General features: G+C 42.7%; 18 protein-coding genes. 1 reads left to right on the plus strand and 17 read right to left on the minus strand.

Annotated features, from left to right (window positions below):
- Nucleotides 1-86: 86 nt before the first annotated feature.
- From HGO23_RS12290 to cmoM, 8 genes are all read right to left on the minus strand, one after another.
- On the minus strand, nucleotides 87-713 hold the full coding sequence (locus tag HGO23_RS12290; protein WP_209026786.1) for an MBL fold metallo-hydrolase: 627 nt from the start codon (nucleotides 711-713) through the stop codon (nucleotides 87-89).
- A gap of 110 nt (nucleotides 714-823) precedes the next feature.
- Complete coding sequence (gene mepK / locus HGO23_RS12295) at nucleotides 824-1372, minus strand: peptidoglycan L,D-endopeptidase MepK (RefSeq protein WP_209026787.1); 549 nt, start codon at nucleotides 1370-1372, stop codon at nucleotides 824-826.
- Between the two features lie 331 nt (nucleotides 1373-1703).
- On the minus strand, nucleotides 1704-3431 hold the full coding sequence (gene ldtD, locus HGO23_RS12300; RefSeq protein WP_209026788.1) for a L,D-transpeptidase: 1728 nt from the start codon (nucleotides 3429-3431) through the stop codon (nucleotides 1704-1706).
- Between the two features lie 332 nt (nucleotides 3432-3763).
- Nucleotides 3764-4477, minus strand: a complete 714-nt coding sequence (gene aphA / locus HGO23_RS12305) for an acid phosphatase AphA (RefSeq protein WP_099134898.1) — start codon at nucleotides 4475-4477, stop codon at nucleotides 3764-3766.
- Between the two features lie 175 nt (nucleotides 4478-4652).
- Nucleotides 4653-9110, minus strand: coding sequence for a chromosome partition protein MukB (gene mukB, locus HGO23_RS12310; RefSeq protein ID WP_209026789.1), 4458 nt, complete (start codon nucleotides 9108-9110; stop codon nucleotides 4653-4655).
- On the minus strand, nucleotides 9107-9829 hold the full coding sequence (gene mukE / locus HGO23_RS12315; RefSeq protein WP_099136741.1) for a chromosome partition protein MukE: 723 nt from the start codon (nucleotides 9827-9829) through the stop codon (nucleotides 9107-9109). The genes mukB and mukE overlap by 4 nt, the downstream gene beginning before the upstream one ends.
- Nucleotides 9810-11132: a chromosome partition protein MukF gene (mukF, locus tag HGO23_RS12320; RefSeq protein ID WP_099136740.1), complete on the minus strand. Its 1323-nt coding sequence runs from the start codon at nucleotides 11130-11132 to the stop codon at nucleotides 9810-9812. Before mukF ends, mukE begins: the two co-directional genes overlap by 20 nt.
- Complete coding sequence (gene cmoM, locus HGO23_RS12325; protein WP_209026790.1) at nucleotides 11129-11914, minus strand: tRNA uridine 5-oxyacetic acid(34) methyltransferase CmoM; 786 nt, start codon at nucleotides 11912-11914, stop codon at nucleotides 11129-11131. Before cmoM ends, mukF begins: the two co-directional genes overlap by 4 nt.
- A gap of 170 nt (nucleotides 11915-12084) precedes the next feature.
- Between cmoM and elyC the strand changes: the two genes are divergently transcribed.
- Nucleotides 12085-12891: an envelope biogenesis factor ElyC gene (gene elyC / locus HGO23_RS12330; RefSeq protein ID WP_209026791.1), complete on the plus strand. Its 807-nt coding sequence runs from the start codon at nucleotides 12085-12087 to the stop codon at nucleotides 12889-12891.
- A 217-nt stretch (nucleotides 12892-13108) separates the two neighbouring features.
- Here the strand turns inward: elyC and kdsB are convergent, their stop codons facing one another.
- The 9 genes from kdsB to aroA all read right to left on the minus strand — a co-directional run bounded on the left by kdsB (nucleotide 13109) and on the right by aroA (nucleotide 23946).
- Nucleotides 13109-13858: a 3-deoxy-manno-octulosonate cytidylyltransferase gene (gene kdsB / locus HGO23_RS12335; RefSeq protein WP_099136737.1), complete on the minus strand. Its 750-nt coding sequence runs from the start codon at nucleotides 13856-13858 to the stop codon at nucleotides 13109-13111.
- Nucleotides 13859-13861: 3 nt separating this feature from the next.
- A complete protein-coding gene (locus HGO23_RS12340; protein WP_038269284.1) occupies nucleotides 13862-14041 on the minus strand; it encodes a Trm112 family protein in 180 nt (59 codons plus the stop codon).
- A 79-nt stretch (nucleotides 14042-14120) separates the two neighbouring features.
- Nucleotides 14121-15101 carry a tetraacyldisaccharide 4'-kinase gene (gene lpxK / locus HGO23_RS12345; RefSeq protein WP_099136736.1) on the minus strand — a complete coding sequence of 327 codons (981 nt, stop codon included), beginning with the start codon at nucleotides 15099-15101 and terminating at the stop codon, nucleotides 14121-14123.
- A complete protein-coding gene (msbA, locus tag HGO23_RS12350) occupies nucleotides 15098-16846 on the minus strand; it encodes a lipid A ABC transporter ATP-binding protein/permease MsbA (RefSeq protein WP_209028781.1) in 1749 nt (582 codons plus the stop codon). The genes lpxK and msbA overlap by 4 nt, the downstream gene beginning before the upstream one ends.
- A gap of 35 nt (nucleotides 16847-16881) precedes the next feature.
- Nucleotides 16882-19224 carry a ComEC family protein gene (locus HGO23_RS12355; protein WP_244967800.1) on the minus strand — a complete coding sequence of 781 codons (2343 nt, stop codon included), beginning with the start codon at nucleotides 19222-19224 and terminating at the stop codon, nucleotides 16882-16884.
- A gap of 295 nt (nucleotides 19225-19519) precedes the next feature.
- Nucleotides 19520-19810 (minus strand): integration host factor subunit beta, encoded by a 291-nt coding sequence (gene ihfB, locus HGO23_RS12360; protein WP_086953639.1) that lies wholly within the window; start codon nucleotides 19808-19810, stop codon nucleotides 19520-19522.
- A 74-nt stretch (nucleotides 19811-19884) separates the two neighbouring features.
- Nucleotides 19885-21558 (minus strand): 30S ribosomal protein S1, encoded by a 1674-nt coding sequence (rpsA, locus tag HGO23_RS12365; RefSeq protein ID WP_099136733.1) that lies wholly within the window; start codon nucleotides 21556-21558, stop codon nucleotides 19885-19887.
- Between the two features lie 194 nt (nucleotides 21559-21752).
- Nucleotides 21753-22439 carry a (d)CMP kinase gene (cmk, locus tag HGO23_RS12370; RefSeq protein ID WP_209026793.1) on the minus strand — a complete coding sequence of 229 codons (687 nt, stop codon included), beginning with the start codon at nucleotides 22437-22439 and terminating at the stop codon, nucleotides 21753-21755.
- A gap of 223 nt (nucleotides 22440-22662) precedes the next feature.
- Nucleotides 22663-23946, minus strand: a complete 1284-nt coding sequence (gene aroA / locus HGO23_RS12375) for a 3-phosphoshikimate 1-carboxyvinyltransferase (protein ID WP_209026794.1) — start codon at nucleotides 23944-23946, stop codon at nucleotides 22663-22665.
- Nucleotides 23947-23975: the final 29 nt, after the last annotated feature.

Genomic DNA, 23975 nt, shown 5'->3' on the forward strand with positions numbered 1-23975 from the left:
AGCATCCTGATAATAAAGCCGCTTGGTTAGCGGCTTTATTATTTTTACCTCAAAACCCTCTGGGTCTGAAAATTTATCGCTCAGTTTTACAAAAAAGGGTTAGTTTTTCGCTCATGACCCAATGTTGACATTGGCCCATGTCCGGGAATGAATTGGTAATCATCGCCCAAAGGTAACACTTTTTCTTTAATAGATTGGATCAACTCATCATAATTTCCACCCGGAAAATCCGTGCGCCCGATACTACCTTTAAATAGTACATCTCCCATCGAGATTAACTTCTCAGCATGGTTGGAAAAGATGATATGCCCTGGTGTATGCCCCGGACAATGCAAAACAGAAAGTTGGATATTGCCAATTTGTAATGTATCTCCTTCATCCAGCCAACGTTCAGGGGTAAAAGATGGGCATTCTTTGACACCAAACATTTGACATTGAACCTCTAATGCTTCTATCCAATAAGCATCGGCTTTATGCGGGCCATGAACTGGCACATTAAAATAAGTAGCAATATCAACAGTTGCACCAACATGATCAAAGTGACCATGTGTCAGTAAAATTTGGGTTAACTTTATCCCCCGACGTTCTATTTCAGATATCAGCCTTTCAGCTTCACCACCGGGGTCAACAATTGCAGCCTCCAGAGTTTCCTCGCACCAGATCAACGTACAATTCTGCATCGCAGCGGTGACAGGCATAATGTGGTATTTCATTGTATTGCTTAACTCCACAATCAGGACAAATTCTTAATATACCTAATAAATTTTCAAGTTGTAGCGCAGCAAACAGAGAGGCAACTTGAAAAATGAAAGATATAATAAGATTACCACGTCCTGATCGGTCCTGTATCAATATGAATAAAATTACTTTTTGGATAGAACCCTACTCCACCTGCTCTCATCTTCAATGCCGCCTTACGAATATGTGTCAGCCCTACCCCATCAATATGAAAATCCATTGCTTGACCACAGGAATGATAACTGTGTTTTGCCACGCCAGAGCTTTTATGGCGCAACATATTATTAGTCTTTAATGAACGATAGCCCGATACCAATTGAATAGATTTATTTATTCCCATCATCATTTGTAGTAAGTAGATCTGGTTAAATAACTCCGGATCAATTGTTTTGATTTCATTTTGGCGATAATCACGGAATAAATAATTTAGGCGAGTAAGTTCGGACTTATTATAATGACGACCGTCAAAAAATTCGGCCTTAATGGTTTCTCCGGTATGGAGATTATCTATACGTAGGCTTCTGGGGCGTGGAATTGTCAATGTAGCTAGTGCATGTTGAGGTAATAAACCTAACCCCAATGCAACCATACCTACGCCAAGCCACTTACGGCGGTTATGATCAATATTATTCATGTATTATGCCCTGCTATTCTATGATTTATCCCCCATTGTCTTTCAAGATATGGCTTTATTCTTTATTGATTACATCTTGAAATCCATAGAGGTGTATGGATAATTTCAAAACTATATTAACAATTATATTTAATCAATTAACAATGCAACAACAGACAAAAAGTAGCTCCTATTATTTGATCGGATCAAGATAATTACGTTATAAGTAAAAGAAAAACAATCGGAAGGGATAAAAATGAGAGGCAGAAAAAATAGCAGTGAGGATATAAATTCCTTATCCTCACTGCATAGATGCGATTATCAATTTCTTTCATTCATGATTTAATAAAAATTATGGTGACAATGTATCCCGTTTGGTTACCAAGGCTTGGGACACCAGTTCAGATTTTTTTCTGGCATTACTATCATATTCATAGATATCTGCCCGATATTGAGGCTTTCCTTTTTCATCAATCCAAGCTGTCTGATAATAAAGGAATACTGGGATTTTTTTCGATATATTCACATACTTTGTTGCCCACGTTTTTAAAGAATTACTCACACGACTTTTATCCCAACCCGCATCTCCCAATAACATATTGGCCAATTCAGGTGCTTTGTTAACACGCACACAACCTGAACTAACCGCTCTCATTTCTCGATTGAATGAAGCCTGATTTGGCGTGTCATGCAAATATATCGCCTCTGAATTTGGCATATTAAATTTAAATCGTCCTAATGAGTTAGTTGGGCCTGGAGCTTGCCGTATCCGATAAGGGAAATTGCCAGGTGTTATCACTCGCCAATTAATTGATGAGGGATTGATAACTGTAGCATCACTATGCCAACTGGAAAAAACAGTATAACCACGGCTACGAAAATAATTGGGATCACGCATAGCTCTTGGTGCTATGTCTTTACGGGTCATACTGACAGGAACAGTCCAGGGAGGATTGATTACCACATTGTCCATCTCACTGCTCATAATCGGTGTCTTTCGGCTTGGGCGTCCAACAACAACTTTAGAAGTTAAAACTTTCTCACCATCCAGATAATAAAATAACGAGTAATTCGGAATATTCACCAAAATCGCGGTGGGAAGATTGTCAGGAATGATGCGTAACCGCTGCATATTCAAAGCCATAATTCTGGCACGGGTTTGTGGCGTAGTATTTAACCATACTCTTGTAGACTGCCCAATAACACCATCAGCGGATAATCCATGTAAAGATTGGAAGCGTTTTACAGCAGCAACTAACTCTTTATTATAGACCTTATTTTCGGGCCTGACTGCTGATGACTCCAAAGTACCAGTTCGAATTAATATATTTCTTAATACGGTGACACTTTTACTACTTTGTCCCGGTTTTAACATTTCTTTCATCGAAAATTCAGACCACGGCTGTTTATCCGATAATTGTTTTAGCATCTCACTGCGCATATTTTCATACATGGAATGAGCAGGAGATAATCCCGAAATATAACCACTAAGGCTATTACTAGAAATATGCTTTTGCCATTTATCAATTAAATCATAAGAAGGTAAATCGATTTTATAAGGTGTTTTGCTATATAACCATGAATCCCCTTTCTTATGAATGTTATTAATAAAATGAAGATAACCTAGCATAGCATCAGATAGAATGACATCTCGCCCCATATCACTTAATTCAGGATAATTAAGTTGCACAAGCCATTTCCCAAATTGAGGCTGAAACCCAGCTAACGACAAATCAAATAATTGCCGTTCAAAATACTGTATAGCATTTTTATCCTGCCATAATGGCTTCATGTTATTTACCGAATATAATCTGGCTAATTGCTCAGAGAAAACAGGAGTTATTTTTTTCGGCAATAAGTTCTGTAATTGCTCCTTACTTTCTTCAAGAGAATTTGTTGAAAATACAGGAACTATCTGAGTAGAGGATATGTTGATATCTGCTTTTTTTTGCTCCCCTGACAATTGTTGGACATCATTTGCTATCAATCCATTTTGTTGATTTGCAAAGGTTCCCTCTGATACCACTAATATGCTAAAAATAAAAGAAAATTTCAGTAATCTTACCGTGTAATTTGCCATAAGAGTTCACCTCGCTTTTTATGTATACCCCTCTTTTTCATGGAGACAGCTTCGTCGACTGCATTCATCAGCCTTAACACTGTACATGAAATTTTCTGGGTATATCTGGCTATCCAATGACTTATTCTAATTATCGGCAGAACTATTTTATCAGAAGAAAATAATAGTAATTATATACATAATTACTTATTAAGACAGAAAGATTTTTAATTATCTCCAATTACATGAGTCAAAAGAAATTTTTACTATAATAAATTAGATTATGTTAATCCTAAAAAAGAAAAGGCACTTAAAGTGCCTTTAATAAGAAATAAATATAATAAAATTTCATATTAATATTCTGAGTTTATCACCACCTCTTCTCCAAATTTACCTGCTTTAGGTAAAGGCTGATAAGAAGAATTGGATGCTCTCAGAATACGAATACCACGAATATTCAACTCACGGGCCGCAGCAATATCAGCATCTGCATCCCCATAATAAATCTTCAGTTTATGATCTCTCATCCAGCTAATTTTATTATTCTTACCAAGATCATCACCAGCAAAAATAACAGGGTTCATTTTATCAGCAGGAATATGGAGATCTTCCTGTAAATATTTGGTAACTGTTTCTATTTTGGTTTTAGTGCGTCCAGTGATGAAGTAGACATCATCACCCCGTTTCAAATGCATCCGCACCAAATCGATACCAACCTGTTTTGGCATACTGAACTTATCCCATTCATTATTCATTTTTTTCCAAAACTCTGGGTTTTTCAGATAGCTATGATCATTTGGCGAATATTCCAATTTACCCCGATAAAAACCGGGACTGGAAAACAATACCGTATCATCAATATCAAACCCGACGGCCATTGGCGGCTGATTTTGCAAACTTTTTTCAATTTGCTCTACGGAGACCCAATGCACTGCCTGACGTTGAGAAAGCTCTACCGCCGTGACCCCTGAACTGATTTGTTCTGGCATTTGTATTTTTGCCTGAGCTGTACCGTTTAAACCAACAGCAAGTACAATTGTACTAAATGCCAACATCACTTTACGCATCGTTTTTCCTTCTTATACCTTGGATGCCCAATGGCATGGAATAATAAGCACTCTTATCTCAATAAAATGAGACTCTATGCACATATTTCAAAACGTTATTATTATCTTTATAAATTAAAAAGCCGTCATTTAATTGAGTGACGGCTTTAGCTTATTTATTTAGAAGAAATTATCTTCAGAATATCACTTGAGCTTGTTCTTGCCGCTGTTCGATAGCAGGTACTTCCTGCCCAAAACCTCTCAACCCGACAACATGCACATGTTCCTGATTATTAAAGATTTTACGCACCAGTTTATAGGTTGTCCCTTTCTCTGGACTAATATTTTCTGGCGCTGCGATGATTAACTGCATTTGCAAGCGTTCACATAATTCAAACAGTGTCGCAATTGATTTCGCATCCAAACGAGCCGCTTCATCAAGAAACAGCAAACGACATGGAGAGATATCTTTGCCACGCAGACGACAGGATTCTTCTTCCCAACTCTGCACAACCATAACCAGAATTGACATCCCCGTACCAATCGCTTCACCTGTGGAAAGTGCTCCACTTTCTGCTTTCAGCCAACCATCTGATCCACGGTTTACCTCAACTTCTAATTCAAGATAATTACGATAATCCAGTAATTCTTCACCAATCGTTTGAGGTAAACGCTGCCCCATATCGATTTGCGGATTCAAGCGCTGATAAAGTTTGGCCATTGCTTCCGAGAAGGTCAGACGCTGGCTGTTAAACAGATCCTGGTGCTGCTCCTGCTGCTCAGAAAGTACGTCCAGCAAAACAGAGTGGCTTTCACGTACATTCACATTCAGGCGCACACCACCTACCTGACCGAATGCAACAGTTTGCAACCCCTGATTCAGCATACGAATACGGTTCTGCTCACGTTGGATAGTTTTACGGATGATATTGGCGACACTTTTAGAGCTAATCGCCAATTTTTGCTCACGTGATGTCAATTCTTCCGTTAAACGAGCCAGTTCAATTTCCATCTGTTCAATGGCATCAACTGGATCATCAGTACGAATGATATCCTGACGAATTCTCTCACGCAGATGTTGATACACAGCGACAAAGAACTGAATCTTACGTTCAGGACGTTTCGGATCTTCAGACAATCGCAATGCATCACGCAAATGCTCATTATCCGCCACCGCAAGACGCAACGCTCCCAACGCTTTATCTGACATTGAACGTAACGCATCGCTATCCATATAAGCCAGTTCGCGACGATGGAGACGACGTTCAACGCCATTGTCTTTCACCAGCCGCATCACAGCACACCAGCCAGCTTTAGAAGAAACCACCTGCTCCCGCTTCAGGCAATAATCACGCTCAGATTTACGCAGCTTTTTCTGGAGGTTTTCCATTTCAGCCTCACAGAATGCAATCTGTTTCTCAAGCTGATTAATACGGGAACGATTAGTTTGCACGGCAGTATGAAGCTGATCACGACGTTCACGAGCACGACTTTCTGCATTGGCATCAGCCTGAACACCAATCTCTTTCATCTCTTGCTCAAGTTCCTGCAACATATCCCGTTTGGTGTCATAAGAACTCTTCAATGAAGCCAATACCTGACTAAACTGGGCACATTGCGACTGCTGCTGGCGCAATTGTTCACGGGCACGGCGGCGATCAGATTCCGCATGTTCAAGACGCTGACGCAGTTTGTCATTCAGGTCACTATTTTCACTGAGCATTCCCGCCGAGTCGCTGTAACTGAAATGAGCACGACGTTGTACCACTTCAGACAGAGCAAAAGCCTGTTGTTTAGCTTTGATTTGACTGTGTTTAGCCGTCTCATAATCCCGCTGTAACTGTTCATGTTGTTGGGGATCATTTTGCAGAACGGAAACCAATGGCTCAAGTTTACTCAACGCACTACCATGCTGTTGTAAGAAACGTGCCGCATCTTGTGCTTCACTCAATTCTTCACGCACGGTTTCTACACGGTCAATCAGTGTTTCATCCAATAAAATTGTGACTTGTGGAATCAATCGATTCAGTGCAGACAAACTCTCTTTTATCTGAGACTGTTTTTGTTGATGTTGTTGAGTCTGGTCCTCAAACTGTGACAATTCTCGTTCCAGCTCTGTACGGCGCTGGTTCAGACTACGAATTTCAACTTCCGGATCGTTATCAAACGCCACGGATAAGTGTTTGCCAACAAAACGGCTGAAAGCCTGATGTGCACGTTGGATTTTCTGTACATCAAATGAAAGCGTTGCGTAACGCTCTGCCAGTGTATCACGCTCCAGGCTAAGAGCTTCCAGACGGTTTTCCCTTGCCGCCCGCCCGAAAAGTGGCACTTCAGGATAACGGGAATAACGCCACTGGCGATCAGAGGATTTCACCAGAACTGCATTTTCCTGCTCTTCAAAATGGAATACGCTGTCATCGAATGATTGTGGATCACCCTCGATCAGATAGAGATCTTCCGGACAATCTTCCAATGCTTCCAGATGTGAGCGTACCAGAGAGAGATCAGGTACAACAATCGCATGACGTGCAGGGCCATATAGTGCAGAGAAATAAGGTGCATCGTCAATGGTAATGTCATCGTAAATCTCTGAGAGCAGAACTCCGCCAAAACGCTCCGCCAGTGCCAGCAATCGGCTATCTTCTGCCCCACTCGGCTGGCTCAAGCGCTCAATCTGCTTTTCAAGTTCACGTTTCTGTGCCGCCACATCGTCACGTTCAACGGTGATTTCACGCTCTTGCTCCAGCAACTGCTGCATATATTCCGTCACATCATTGCCACTTTCGAACGTTTCACCACTCTGCTCACTAAGTTGGTTCAGCATTTCCTGCGCAGCCAGCCAAACAGGGGCACGTGATGTCAATCCTTGAATTTTCTGCTTGAACTGCTCAAGTTCTTGGCGCATCTGCATACGGCGCTCGCCGCTTTCATACGCACTCTGGCTTAATTCTTCCAGCTGAGCTTCGAATTCACCCTGCAATGCTTCCAGATCTTCCGCCTGATATTGCTGGTGATGACGTTTGCAGAATTCTTCCAACAAACGCTCTGCGTTTTGCTGACTGTTCAGCCGTTGTTCCAGTTCAGCCAGTTGAATACGCAATGGTTGAACACGATCATCCAAATGACGCTGAGATGGCCATTCACGCAGTATTTCTCGCGCACTTTGCCATGCTTCACTGCGACTGATTTCACCAACAATATTTTTTACCAACTGGTAAGCTTGCTCGAACTGACTATGGGCGGCATCGGCCACACTCAGCTTTTGTTCCAATGATAACAGGGTTTCTGTTGCCTGCTGCTCTTTAGCCTGATAGGTTTCTTGCCATTCTTCTGCATTTTCTATCGACAGTTCAGGAAGCTGGCAAAACTCACGGGCACGTCCCAACGCTTGCAATGCCTGCTGGTATTGAATTGCGCGGGTTTGTTGTACATCTAATGCCTGCTGATAATCAGCAAGCTGGTTTTTCAATTCGTCAACTTCCTGTTCAGCTGCCTCAGAAACAGCCTCGTATTCCACCTGCAATTCTTTCGCTTCTTCAACGACTTCAGTTTGTTCTTCCAGTCGATAAATCAGCTCTTCAACATCCGCCTGATAACGGTCAATTTTCTCCTGCTGACGCATGGCTGTTTGAACCAGATTCAGGTGATCACTGGCTGCCTGATAATCCATCTCCAAATCAGAAGATGCGTCACTCTGTTCAGTAAGTTCCCGTGCCATCTCAACATGGCGATACTGCTCCGTCACTAGCTGACGACGGCCCCCAAACAATTCACTACGTAAAGCCAGTGCTTCATCTAAATGGATGCGGCGCTCGTTAGCATGACGCATGTAATCAGCAGAAACATACGCCGTCGCTTCAGTGATAAGATGCTTAAACAAATCACGGTCAGATTGAGTGACACGAATTGCTTCCAGCGTAATACGGTTTTCACGCAGAGCGGCTTCCATATCCTGAAATGCTTTTCTGACACCACTATTTTCTGGCAATAAGTAATCACGCAATGAACGGGTAATGGCACTGGAAATCCCGCCATACAGCGATGCTTCAATCAGGCGGTAAAACTTGCTGCGATCACTGGCAGAGCGTAAACGTTTCGGGACCACACCTAAATCAAACATCAAGGCATGGTAGTCAGTGATGGAGTTGAACTGTTTGAACTGGACACCATCCATCTGATCAAGACGCTCTTTCAGTTCACTTAATGGCAGAACCCGTGCCTGACGTTCGCTGATGTTTTCGGTTAATAACTGTGTCGGCTGTATTGATGCAGGGACGCCCTGGATCATAAAGGGCTTGATATCAACTTTTCGATCTCGTCCAGCAACCTGCTGCAAACGTACACCGGCAATAATCCGTTGATGACGGGAATTAACAACATCCAGTGTAGAATAACAAACTCCTGCACGCAGTTTTCCGTGCAAACCTTTATCACGAGAACCACTGGTTGCGCCTGCCTCCGTGGTATTACGGAAATGCAGTAGCGTCAGGTCAGGGATCAGAGCCGTGACAAATGCTGCCATCGTCGTGGATTTACCCGCACCATTACCACCAGATAACGTGGTTACCAGTTCGTCAAGATCAAACGTTCTGGCAAAAAAGCCGTTCCAGTTAATAAGTGTCAGTGAGCGAAATTTACCGCGTTCAATCATAACTGCTCATCCTCCGCACCTTCTGCTAAATGCACCGATGCTTCTTCGTGTTCATTGCCTTCTCGCGATAAACTGCTTTCCACCGACATCGCTTCTCCATCACGGATCATCCGTAACTGGGCTTCACGTGGATCATCACCGCTACGCACATCTGCACCGAAACGAAATACAGTTTCGGTGATCGTAAATTTATTACTGTCATTTTGCAGGAAATAAACCATTCCCAAACGACGCAAACGGTTTAAGGAAGTACGTACTTTTTCCTGTAGTTTTTGTTTATCCAAATCAGAGCCAGTTGAACGTTGGTTAACCAATTTCATCAGTTTGTTTTCATCTGCCAATGACAACAGCTCTTCATAAAGCTCCTGATAAGTAAATATACCCTGATTGGATAAGCGCTCCGGGCTGAGATAGAGATAGCACAGGATCTTACCCACCATCATATCCAACTCAGACAAAACAGAACGGGAAATCAGCGTATTTGAACGCGGACGTAAGTAGAAAAAACCTTCTGGTGCGCGAATTAACTCGACGTTATAACGTGAGTAAAATGTTTCCAACTCCTGCTGAAAATCCATCAAAAAAGCATGATTATCAAGATTATCTATTCCAATATGACGACCCGAACGAAGCTGGCTGTCTAATTCTGGAAAAAGTGTGTTGGATAATGCCTGAGCCAGTTTAACTGGCATAAATTGTTCAATATGTGTCGATAACATGTGCCTGCACCTTGGCTCCGTAATCATTAATCGCTAACCATTCCGCTGGCAACCCAGAGAAATCCGCTTCTGCAACGCCCAACCGTACTGCCTGATCCACCAGAATACGTGCCACATCAAAATGACGCTTGCGGGGATGTTGAGCAAGGTAATCACGCAATACCGCACCTAAATCCAATGGAAGTTTAGCCTGTTGGTAAATTGCCAGTGCCTGTTCCACCATCTCCGCCAGTTGCTCGTTGATTTCACTAAACTCTTCGTATTCCATTTCTGGTGGCAATTCACCCATGACTGCTTCATTGCGCAATGTCAGCTCTTCATCACGCATGTCCAGCAAACGCTCTGCATTTGCGACAGTCAGCACCCACGGGTTATCAAAATAGTGTTGGATAGATTGGCGAAGACGCTGGGCAAAAATGCGGTTTTTATCCATATCAATGGCAGTTCGGATAAATTTGTGAACATGGCGGTCGTAACCGATCCAAAGGTCAATAGCCTGTTGCCCCCAGCTAATAATACGATCGAGTTTGTTTTGCAGATCAAAAACCAGTTTATCCACCAGTTCAGAGCCAACATTTATCATATTGGCATCCTGGATCCGCAGCAGATTAGCCTGTAGTTTATCACCAGCCGCCTCCAGTGTGTCCTGAAGTTCTCTCAAGGTTCCAGAGGTTTCAGACAGTAGCTGCTCACAGTTGGCGATAGCTACCTGCCAATCCTGATTAAGCAACGCCGCAATATCTGCTTTTACGCTGTTTTGTTGCTCATCCATGATGCGCTGTGACATATCAATACTGTCAAATATTTCAGCTACCGAATACTTAAGTGGCACAAACACATTGCGATGCCAATGAAATTCATCACCACCTTCTTCAGCAGCCTCAGCGGCACGATGCAGTTCATTGGCAACGATGGAAAGCTGCATGGAAAGACGCAACGTAGAGAATTCACGCTGACGAATATAATAATCACTAATGCCAATCCCTAATGGAGTCAGGCGATAGATCGCACTACCCTCTGCTAATTCACTGGTAAAACGGCTAAGCAGCTTTTGGCGTACCATATCGTTAATGGCGTTGTTCGCCCTAACCGCAACAGCTTCCGCAGTTTGTTCAAAACCTTTACAAACCTCCCGGAAAGCATCAACCAGCTCTCCTTCACTCATTTCGCCATCAAGACGTTCACTATTCAATACAGCAATTGCCATCAAAAAAGCCAACCGCTCTGGTGGCAACGAAATGGAAAAATCATTCTTTCTGGCCCAGGACACAAGTTCAGGAACAGTCTGGGAATATTCACTCATAATTCGCTCTTTAAGGTAGGCTTGCGTGCCATCACATGAATGTAGCGCCCAAAGCTGATATAGGGCTCTTGTCTGCAATAACGTTGTTCAAGTTCTAGCAGCGCTGGAAAATCTGTATCTTGCAATTGGCGATTTTGCAGGTAGTCGTGAAAAACCCTGACTCCTGTTTTTCCGGTTATTTCCATATTGAGTTCAACGAGCCATTGATATACCTGTTCGGGCACTAATGGATTCTGTGGCGATAGAGAACGCTTACGACGACGCTGAATATTTGGCGTTGCCAAATGAAAATTACCCAAAATGGCATTGCGCATAACTAACCCATTAGCATTATAAAACATTAACGAGAGGGCACCACCGGGCGTTATTATATCTCCCAATATTTCTATCGCATCTTTTTGATCGGTGATCCATTCCAATACCGCATGGAACAGAATTAAATCAACGGGCTGTTCAATATGTCGGTGAATTTCCTGTACCGGACTTTGGATAAATTGAATCTGATGAAGAACGCCACATTTTTCTGCATTACTTTTTGCCCGTTGGATCATTTCTTCAGATAGGTCACATAATATTACCTGATGACCTAATTCAGCTAATTGGCAAGCCATATTCCCTTCACCACCGCCTGCATCCAAAATACGCAGTGGTCGTTGAGGTAAATGCTTCAGCAATTCTTTGATATCCTGCCAGACGACGGCCTGTCTGATTTTACCTTTGGTTGTGCCGTAAATATTACGTGAAAATTTGTCTGCAATATCATCAAAATTGCGATCCCGCATGAAAAACTGCCTTACTTATCAACTAAGTCTGATGTATCTATTGAGTATTTATGTTGTCTATTGCTATTTTTTACTATTGTTATTTTGGCACAGTAATCAGTGAATTGACTACTTTTAGCCCTGAATCTACCTCTGTGCGGTAATAGTTCAATCAAACCATAGGTCAATTGATGTTATTCCTGCTTAAAAAATACGTTGGTGCGCTATTAATGCCGCTACCTTTAATCATTCTTATCTCTCTGGCTGCTTTGCTCTTGTTGTGGTTTACCCGCTGGCAAAAAACGGGGACAGTTATTCTGTCACTGAGCTGGCTTGCGCTACTTTTATTGGGCGTACAACCCGTTGCTGACAGGTTGTTACTTCCTGTTGAAGGGAAATATATCCAACGCTACGAACCTGATACCAAGCATACGCCACCGGTAAAATACATTGTTGTTCTTGGTGGTGGCTTCACTTATAACCCGGAATGGGCACCCAGTGCCAATCTTATCAGTAATAGCCTGCCCCGAGTGACCGAAGGTATTCGGCTATATCGTCTTAATCCTAACGCAAAAATGATTTTTACCGGGGGTAAGGGTGTTAATTCAATCAGCAATGCAGAAATCGCTGCTATGGTAGCACAATCTTTGGGAGTTCCTGCAGAAGACACGATAGCATTAAAAAAACCACTGGATACAGAGGAAGAAGCGACTGAGGTTGAAAAAATCGTTGAACAACAACCTTTTATTCTTGTCACTTCCGCAAACCATATGAAACGTTCGCTGAAATTCTTCGAACAGCATGGTATGCACCCCATTCCCGGACCGGCAAATCAATTGGCAGTCACAACTCCATTGTATGGTTGGGAAAAATACATTCCATCTTCCTATTATTTTTCCCATACGGAGCGTGCCTGGTATGAAACGCTGGGGAAAATTTGGCAGGCAATCAAGCCTTCCAGTACAGATAAAGAGAGCGAAAAATTAGAAAACCACTAAATATCACTATACTGCCGAATTTATCAATGACGATACAAAGCGGTAGTCACACCAGAGATGACAGTAAAGCTATCGAAGGTGCTTAGTAGCACCCCTCAGATGTGGAAATCCAATTAGGCGATTCAAAGTCGCCTAATTGTGTTTCTTGTGCTCCGAATTCCGCTGGTTTTCAAAAGATCTACTATTCAAAAACCATCACATTCAAAATTTCTTATACTCAAAGTACTACAAAAGCTTTCCTGGCTACATCCAGATCTTCCGGTGTATCTACACCAGCGCCCGGTGCTTGCAGCGCTTTCGCCACGTGAATTTTTTCCCCGTACCAAAGTACCCGTAACTGCTCGAGCATTTCGATCTTTTCCAGTGGACTTGGCACCCATTGTACATAACGACGAATAAATCCGGCTCTGTAGGCATAGATCCCGATATGGCGCAGGAAATTATCTCCGATAGTCTCTTTGGAGTGCATAAAACGATCGCGTTCCCACGGGATCGTGGCACGTGAAAAATAGAGCGCATAACCTTGCGCATCCATGACGACTTTTACCACATTAGGATTGAATGCTTCTTCTGCATCCTGGATTTGTACAGCAAGTGTTGCCATGCCAGCATCACTTCCTGCTAGGTTATCAGCAACTTGTTTGATGATTTGTTCAGGAATAAGTGGTTCATCACCCTGAACATTCACGATAATTTCATCATCGGCAAATTGGTATTTGTCGATAACTTCCGCCAAACGTTCTGTACCTGAATGATGATTTTCACTTGTCATGCAGACTTCACCACCTTCAGCAGCAACTGCATCAAAAATGGCCTGATTATCTGTGGCTACAATTACGCGATGAGCACCAGAACGGATAACTCGTTCCATAACCCGCACAATCATCGGCTTGCCATGGATATCGGCCAATGGTTTTCCGGGTAAACGAGATGAAGCAAAACGTGCTGGAATAATGACAGTAAACATGAATTATCTTTTTTCCTCTGTTGGCAGAACACGTGCTTCATGTTCCAGCAGCACAGGAATACCATCACGGAAAGGAAAAGCGAGGCGGTCAATCTTGCAAATCAGTTCAAAATTTTCTTTATCGTAACTGAGCTTACCGTGACATACTGGGCAAGCAATGATTTCGAGTAAACGGTGATCCATACATCCCCCAAATGACGGGCTTGAAGTTTAATGCGGCTCAGAATACCACAAGCGATGCCTCACCGTTAACTCTGTTGTTTTATTCAGGGATCAAGGCACAAATATCACCCAGCATTTTTTGCCTTTGTTCCTCCGGCAAATAGGCAGAAACCGGTAAATACCACCAATTAGGCTGTGCAAACTGAGAACACTTGACGGCATCTTTTTCTGTCATCAATAAATTCTGTTCATTATTGGCTAAAGCCAATAATTGCGCTTTCTCATAGAACTGATGATCAGCAAACGCATGAGTTGCTTGCAAATTTACACCCAGTTGCTGCAATGTAGCGAAAAAACGCGGTGGATGACCAATTCCTGCCATCGCCACACCATTGGGAATATCACTGACTTTTCGGGGTTCTCCCGTCAGCAAATTGACTGCAACTTCACCTTTTAATGTCATGGGCAGCTCACCTGTTTCAGACGTCCCTCCATTAACAATAATGGTATTGACAGTATTTAAGCGGCCTGAAAGCTCCCGCATCGGCCCTGCCGGCAGCCAGCAACCGTTACCAAAACGGCGAATTCCATCAATAACAACGATTTCATAATCACGCTGCAAAGCATAATGTTGGAGGCCATCGTCAGTGATAACAATATCAACGGGGAAATGCGCCAATAATTCTTTGACAGCATCGGCGCGTTTTGGAGCAACTACCACTGGCACACCGGTACGGCGCTGAATTAAAACCGACTCATCTCCCGCTTGTGCGGTAGTCACTTCATCCGTTACCAGCAACGGGTAATGTCCAGATTTTCCGCCATAACCACGAGAGACAACACCAACCCTATAACCTTTCTGTTGTAATTGCTCAACTAACCAGATAACCATAGGTGTTTTACCATTGCCTCCGACGGTTAAGTTACCTACCACAACAACAGGAACAGGGGCTTTCCAGGAACGAAGCAATCCCGATTTGTAACCTAACTTGCGCAAACCGCTTATCAGCCCATAAAGGGCTGATAGTGGCAATAATAGGATGTAAAGCCATGAACGGCCAGACCAGATGCGTTCAATCATTGACCAAATTGCATCCGATATAATTGAGCATATGCCCCCTCTTTCTCCAACAAAGCTGTATGGCTACCCCTTTCGATAATGTTACCATCCTCAATGACAATAATTTCATCAGCATTTTCAATAGTAGAAAGACGGTGAGCAATTACCAGTGACGTTCTGTTCTTCTGCAATTCATCCAGTGCAGCCTGAATCGCGCGTTCAGATTCCGTATCCAGTGCCGAAGTGGCTTCGTCCAGAATCAAAATCGGAGAATCACGCAGCAAAGCACGGGCAATGGCAATACGTTGACGTTGTCCACCAGAAAGCAAGACACCATTTTCACCAATCATGGTATCAAGGCCATTATCCAATTTCTCGATAAAGTCCATTGCATAAGCCATTTCTGCCGCACGTTCAATTTCTGCACGACTGAATTGCCCTTCACTGGCATAAGCAATATTGTTAGCCACGGTATCATTGAACAAATGGACATTTTGCGACACCAACGCTATCTGGTTACGTAAAGAAGACAGTGTGTACTCACGCAGATCATGACCATCAAGCGAAATACCACCTCCGCTTACATCATAAAAACGGGTAAAAAGATTGGCAATCGTTGATTTTCCTGAGCCGGAGCGCCCAACCAAAGCAATAGTTTTGCCTGCCGGGATTGTCATGGAAATATTTTTCAGAGCAGGATAATCTTTGGTTGGATAGCAGAAAGTAACATCACGAAATTCGATATCGCCTTTCGCTTTTTTAATTTCCAGCTTTCCTTCATCTTTTTCCTGCTCCATATCCAGAATCGCAAACAAAGTCTGACAAGCAGCCATACCACGCTGGAATTGTGCGTTAACATTGGTCAGAGATTTCAGTGGACGCATTAGAGCAATCATAGATGAGAATACCACTGTAATCTTACCCGCTGTCAGTGCGCCCATAATTTCAGGGAAGCTGGCAGCATACAGGATAAATGCCAATGCAAATGAAGCGATAAGCTGGATAATTGGATCTGAGATGGAATCAGCGGAAACCATTTTCATTCCCTGCTGACGCATATGATTACTGACTTTATTAAAACGTTCTGTTTCAACTTTCTGGCCACCGAAGATCAAAACTTCTTTGTGCCCTTTTAGCATTTGCTCCGCACTTGTTGTCACCATTCCCATACTATTTTGCATGTTTTTACTAATACGGCGAAAACGTACAGACACAAGGCGGATAACACCCGCAACAATTGGAGCAATGACAATCAGGATTAAGGACAGTTCCCAACTGTAATAGAACATCAGGACAAACAGCCCGATGATTGATGCCCCTTCCCTGACAACTGTAACTAAGGCACCGGAAGAAGAAGAAGCAACCTGTTCTGAATCATAGGTAATACGAGAAAGTAATGTCCCCGTAGATTGTTGGTCAAAAAAAGAGACTGGCATGCCCATCATATGATTGAACAAACGACGGCGCATCTGCATGACGACTTTGCCGGATACCCAAGATATACAATAACTTGATACAAACCCAGATATACCACGTAAAAGCATCAACCCAATGACCACTAATGGCATCCACTTCAATACACTCATGTCTGCCTTGCCAAACCCCTCGTCCAGCAAAGGCTTTAACAAGGAAAGCATCAATGTATCGCCGGCAGCATTTATAACTAGCGCAACTGCCGCAACTAACAACCCAACCTTAAATGGTGTGATGATCGGCCACAGGCGGCGAAAGGTCTGCCAGGTAGAAAGGTCTTTATCATTCATTATTGAGTTACCAAAACCAAAAGAAATAGCGGCTTATTCTACTCATGATCACCGCGAATACCAAACCACTGATGATACCACCGTGATATTAACTGTTGTCTATATCCCTCAAGTTTAATGTGATCGTGATAAATATAACCGGTAATCTGGCCTGAAAAATCGGTACTATACCATTGAATTTTGGCATTTTTATAACGCTGTCTGACTTTCCTTGAAGGGAGCTTCCAGGGGCTATAACGCGCAACCGAAACCAAAGCATATTCTGGCCTGACTCTGTGTATAAACGCAGTGGTAGATGAGGTATTACTCCCATGATGAGGGACCTGCAAGAATGTCGCATTAAGGTTTTCCCTTTCGAGACCCAGTAAACGATATTCTCCTTGTTTCTCTAAATCACCTGTTAACAATAAGCTATATTTACCATCATCAATACGGATGACACAAGATTGATTATTACCCACATTTTCTGCTTTTTCCAAAGGCCAGATAACCTCAAAAGTTAATTCCTGCCATATCCATTTTTCACCACGAATACAAGGTAAGTGCGTATGACCAATAGAAGAACTTCTGATTTGAATATTTGGATGTTTTTCACGCAGATATTCCACTCCTCCAGTGTGATCCAAATGATCATGGCTCAGAATAATCTGTTCAGGAGTTAACCGATGCCAACGCAAATAAGGCTGGATCACTTTTTCTGCCATACTTCCTGTTTCCCAACGGTTTCCTGTATCGAATAGAATAGCTTTTCCTCCTTTATCAATGACAACAGACAGACCATGCCCAACATCCAGCATTGAAAAACGCCATTGGAATTCATCATCATGTTTAAAATAACAGAGAGCGACTCCAACAGAAGTACATAACAACCCTGCATAGAATTTCCACCAACCAAGTCGCCAGGCAATAACGAAAAACCAACAGGCAAAGGTAATGAAAAAAGGAATGTGCCCCGTCTCAATCCATGAGTGGGTAAGAACAGGCAGAGGTATTAATGCGAATGAGATAGTGTAATCAACTAATTGCCATAAAAATGGTTGAATAAGCTGGTGCAAAGGTAATAAGGCGCTCAGCAATGCCAACATGATTAATGGAACTGTCAGAAAAGAGATTATCGGGACAGCCCATAAATTCGCAATCAATGAAGCAATATTAATTCCTTGAAATAGCAAAAGCTGCAACGGTAATAACATTAACATTATTCCCGATTGCATATGCAATCCACGTAGCCAACTCCACCGCCAACCATAACGAATTTTTTCAGGCAACGGCATCCAGTGAAACCAAAACAGCAATGCCATTACTGCAAAAAACGAAAGCCAAAAGCTATCAGAAAGGATCGCCAGTGGATCAAAAAGTAAAATCAGTGCAGCGCTCCATAAAGCCCACTGCCATGAAAAATAACAATAATTTCTGCATCGTAAATATATCCAAAGTGTCAATCCTAGCATTGCCCGAATTGCCGGGATCCCCCATCCAGAAAGCCAGCCATACAACATTGCAGTCAACCATCCCATTAGGAGCGGAAAACGGAACCCAATCCATTTTGCAGGGAAACAAAGCTGGATACCTCTGGCAAAACCCCAGCCAAATAAGCTGGCTATTGTAATATGTAGCCCTGAAATCGCCATTAAATGCGCAATTCCTGTTTGTTGTAACAACAACCGGGTTTGTTTATCTAACCATGCTCTTTCACCAAACAATAATGCCAAAGCAATACCAGCCTGTTTTAAAGATTGTATTTCAGGCGCTAGTTCATTGATTAGTTTTTGTCTGAAACTACAATTACCATTTAATAAATTCGCCTTGATGATTTTGCCATTAAGAGGCTGACGGATTGATAAGGCATATCGTTGGCTATCATAACTCCCTTGATTCAATTGGGCATGAATAGGCCTGAGTTTCATTGTGACCTGCCATTTTTGACCCGCACATAATGGTGTTGAAGAATTCCATAATACTGATGCATAAAGGCCGGGAAAAATATATTTCCCATCACTTTCAATCAATCTGATTCTATAACGTGTTTTCTCTTCTCTATCTGCTTCATTCAACGATGCACTATCAACTATAACGGTTGCTGATCGTACTGTTTCACTAAAATATATTATTTGAGCCAAGATTTTGTGGCCATGCCAGCTCCCCCAAATCAATACCCATAATATCAGTGAAATAAGACGACTTGTTTTATAGGGAATAAACCATAAAATCATCGCCACACCCGCTAAAGCTAAGAGTTCTGCCCATTGAGGTAATTCACCGAATAATAAAAGAGGAACTGTTCCCAGGATAATAACCGCAGCAACTTGGTTTAAATTGATAATCGGTAAAGGTTTTTGCCAAAAAGATTCCCGACAAAATAACTTTCGAAATATCTTCAAGAATAATTTTCGCAAAATAGTTAAAAAAGCAGTGGAGAGAAATAAAATAGTCTGCTGCATCCATTTATGCCTCTGTATTGAGATTCCATTTACACAGAGAAGACTATTTGATGACGTGTACAACCGCCAGTCAGATGAAATTTTTTCTGAAAGTGTTTCGCAAGTTAATTTCAGAAGAAGAGATAGTTAGCAACAAAATGTGAAATTCATCGCAATAAGAAATAAATTTAATCAAAAAATGGTAAAAAAGAACGGCACCCGAAGGTGCCGTAGCAATTAAGTAATAACTTCTATCTTAGCTGTCGCTATAGATATTCACGCGGTCACGTAATTCTTTACCGGGTTTAAAGTGAGGAACGTATTTACCATCCAGTTCAACTTTATCACCCGTTTTTGGATTACGACCCACACGCGGAGCTCGGTAGTGAAGAGAAAAGCTGCCGAACCCGCGAACTTCAATACGTTCACCGGAGGCCAGTGTTTCTGCCATATGATCAAGCATTTCTTTCACTGCATCTTCAACGGCTTTAGCCGGCATATGAGATTGTTGCTCAGCAAGTCTTTCAATTAACTCAGACTTGGTCATGGTACCTCCCTAAACTACCGTATTCGGGTAATATTATCGTATTCGAAAATATTACCCGCCGTTATTGACTTAGATTATTCGCCTTTAGCTGCTTTGAAAGCTTCAGCCATTGCATTGTTAGCAAAGTTCACATCTTCTTGCTTGTTCACAGAAGCGATAGCGTCTTTTTCATCAGCTTCGTCTTTCGCACGAACAGACAGGTTGATTACGCGGTTTTTGCGGTCAACACCAACATATTTGGCTTCGATTTCATCGCCAACGTTCAGAACTTGAGTTGCATCTTCAACGCGGTCACGAGAAGCTTCTGATGCACGCAGGTAACCTTCAACGCCGTTAGCTAATTCAACTGTAGCACCTTTTGCGTCAACAGCAGTTACTTTACCATTAACAATAGCACCTTTCTTGTTTACAGACAGGTAGTTATTGAATGGATCTTCTGCCAATTGCTTAATGCCCAGAGAGATACGCTCACGCTCTGCATCTACTTGCAGAACTACAGCAGCAATTTCGTCGCCTTTTTTGTATTCACGAACTGCTTCTTCGCCTGCAACGTTCCAGGAGATGTCAGACAGGTGAACCAAGCCGTCGATACCGCCGTCCAGACCGATGAAGATACCGAAGTCAGTGATTGACTTGATTTTACCTTCAACACGGTCATTTTTGTTGTGAGTTTCAGCAAATTGCTGCCAAGGGTTAGCTTTACACTGTTTCAGACCCAGAGAGATACGACGACGTTCTTCATCGATATCCAGAACCATAACTTCCACAACATCACCAACGTTAACAACTTTGGATGGGTGGATGTTTTTGTTAGTCCAATCCATTTCTGAAACGTGTACCAGACCTTCAACGCCTTCTTCGATTTCAACGAAACAGCCGTAGTCAGTCAAGTTAGTTACGCGACCAGTCAATTTAGTACTTTCTGGATAACGTTTAGCAATTGCTACCCATGGATCTTCACCCAATTGTTTCAGACCCAGAGATACGCGAGTACGCTCACGGTCGAACTTCAGTACTTTAACTGTGATTTCATCGCCCACATTGACGATTTCGCTTGGGTGTTTAACACGTTTCCAAGCCATATCAGTAATGTGCAGCAGGCCATCAACGCCGCCCAGATCAACGAATGCACCGTAGTCAGTCAGGTTCTTAACGATCCCTTTAACTTCCATGCCTTCTTGCAGGTTTTCCAGCAGCTGATCACGTTCTGCGCTGTTTTCAGATTCGATAACCGCACGACGGGAAACAACTACGTTGTTGCGTTTTTGATCCAGCTTGATGACTTTGAACTCAAGCTCTTTGCCTTCAAGGTGAGCAGTATCACGAACTGGACGAACATCAACCAGTGAACCTGGCAGGAACGCACGGATACCGTTCAGCTCTACAGTGAAGCCGCCTTTTACTTTACCGTTGATAATACCAGTAACAGTTTCAGCTTCTTCGTATGCTTTTTCCAGCATCAGCCATGCTTCGTGACGTTTCGCTTTTTCACGGGACAGGATAGTTTCACCGAAACCATCTTCTACCGCATCCAGAGCTACGTCGATTTCATCGCCAACTTGGATTTCCAGCTCGCCCTGAGCGTTTTTGAATTGCTCTACAGGAATAGCAGATTCTGATTTCAGACCAGCATCAACCAATACAACGTCTTTATCGATAGCAACGACAACACCACGTACGATTGCACCTGGACGAGTTTCGATAGTCTGTAGGGATTCTTCAAAGAGTTGAGCAAAAGATTCTGTCATTTTAATGATCTTCAAGGTTTTAAATTAACGTCCATCTAGCATCCAGCCGAATGGGGTTGTTTTACATACCCCGCAACATTCCTTGTTACAAGGTGTTTTGGTATGCGAGCATATTTCACTACCCACATACCAGAATTCTATATACATCGTCTTGATGTGCAGTTGCAATAGTATTGCATGCGAAAAGAGGCAATTTAAACAGGTAATGTTAACGTATTTTTCGCATAACTCAGTGTTTTATCGATCACTTCTTCGATAGACATGCTGGTCGAATCTAAGATCAATGCATCCTGTGCAGGCACTAATGGCGCAACTGCCCGATTGCGGTCGCGGAAATCTCGCTCTTGTATCTCGGACAAAAGGTTTTCAAAATTAACACTAAAACCTTTTTCCTGCAACTGCAACATACGCCTGCGGGCACGTTCTTCCGCACTAGCATCAAGAAAAATCTTCACTGGTGCATCAGGAAAGACGACAGTTCCCATATCACGACCATCAGCAATCAAGCCCGGAGCAACACGAAAAGCCCGTTGCCGACGTAGCAATGCTTCACGGACACGCGGGAATGTTGCCGCCTGAGAAGCAGTATTGCCCACAACTTCTGTACGGATTTCATTACTGACATCTTCACCTTCAAGAATAACTCTGAGCTTGCCATTTGCAGGGACAAAACGAACATCCAGATTTGCAGCCAGAGGAACCAGTGAGTCTTCAGACCGGATATCCACTTGATGGTGGATTGAAGCCAGTGCCAGCACACGATAAATGGCCCCTGAATCAAGCAATTGCCAATCCAATGCTTCAGCTAGTGCCTGACATACTGTTCCCTTGCCTGCACCACTTGGCCCGTCAACGGTAATTACAGGGGCTATTGCTGTCATTCATTTTCCTCCTTTTTGGCTTTGCATAGCGCTTTCAGCATTGCTTTCCGACATAACAAACGGAACAACCACGAATGCAAAAAATTGCTCAATTAGCAAGCAGTAAAATATGCCTTATTATACCTACTCGGAAGATGAGTGGAATAAATACATCATAATTAATCAACAAATTTCGCTATGAATATATACTCTTCCTTTCGGCCACCACGATACGGCTTGAAATCTATTGGGAACAGCTGATGGATTCAAGTTGTTTGAAATAATCAGGGAATGTTTTCGCTGTACAGCCAGGATCAAGGATAGTCACTGGAGTATCCGAAAAAGCAACTAATGAAAAACACATCGCAACGCGATGATCGTTATAGGTTTTAATTTCAGCAAACTTCAGTTTTTCCGGTGGAACAATGCGTATGTAATCATGCCCTTCTTCTACTTCAGCACCAACTTTACGCAGCTCAGTCGCCATGGCATTAAGGCGATCAGTTTCTTTTACCCGCCAGTTATAAATATTACGTATAGTGGTTTCACCTTTGGCAAACAGTGCAGTTGTCGCAATGGTCATAGCAGCATCAGGAATCGCATTCATGTCCATATCGATGCCAAACAATACGCCACGCTCGCATTCTACAAAATCATTCCCCCAACGTATGGTAGCGCCCATTTTCTCCAACACATTTGCGAACTTCGTATCACCCTGCAAGCTGTTTTTGCCAATACCTGTAACACGAACTGTGCCACCTTTGATCGCAGCGGCAGCAAGAAAATAAGATGCAGATGAAGCATCACCTTCAACCAGATAATGCCCCGGTGATTGGTACTGCTGTTGTCCCTTAACACGAAAAACTTGATATTGATCGTTTTCCACTGCCACACCAAAACTGTTCATCAATGCCAGTGTAATATTGATGTAAGGCTTAGAAACCAAATCTCCTTGAATATGAATTTCAGTGTCATTCAATGCCAAAGGTGCAGCCATCAATAAAGCGGTCAGAAATTGACTGGAAACACTGCCATCTACAACAACTTTTCCACCAGAAAAACTTCCTTTGATACGCAACGGAGGGTAATTTTCTTGTTCAAGATAATCTATTTGAGCCCCACCTTGACGTAAGGAATCCACTAAATGACCGATGGGACGTTCTTTCATCCGTGGTTCACCAGTCAGAATAATATCGTTATGCCCCAGACATAATGCAGCAGCCAGTGGGCGCATTGCTGTTCCTGCATTCCCCAAGAATAGCTCCAGTCCATTTTTACCGGTTATAATCCCGCCAATACCATCCACTTCACAGGCAGTTCTATCATCTGACAAACGATAGGAAATACCCAATTTTGTCAACGCATTAAGCATATAGCGAATATCATCACTATCTAATAAATTAGTCAGATAAGTTGTCCCTTTAGCTAACGCAGCAAGTAACAATGCACGGTTGGAAACACTTTTGGAGCCGGGTAAATTAATAGTTCCATTAATGCGAGATATAGGTTGTAACGTCAGGGATTGCATAAACAGCGGGATCTCCGGTTGGTGACACG

This window comes from Xenorhabdus budapestensis (assembly GCF_017743015.1).
Lineage (GTDB): Bacteria > Pseudomonadota > Gammaproteobacteria > Enterobacterales > Enterobacteriaceae > Xenorhabdus > Xenorhabdus budapestensis.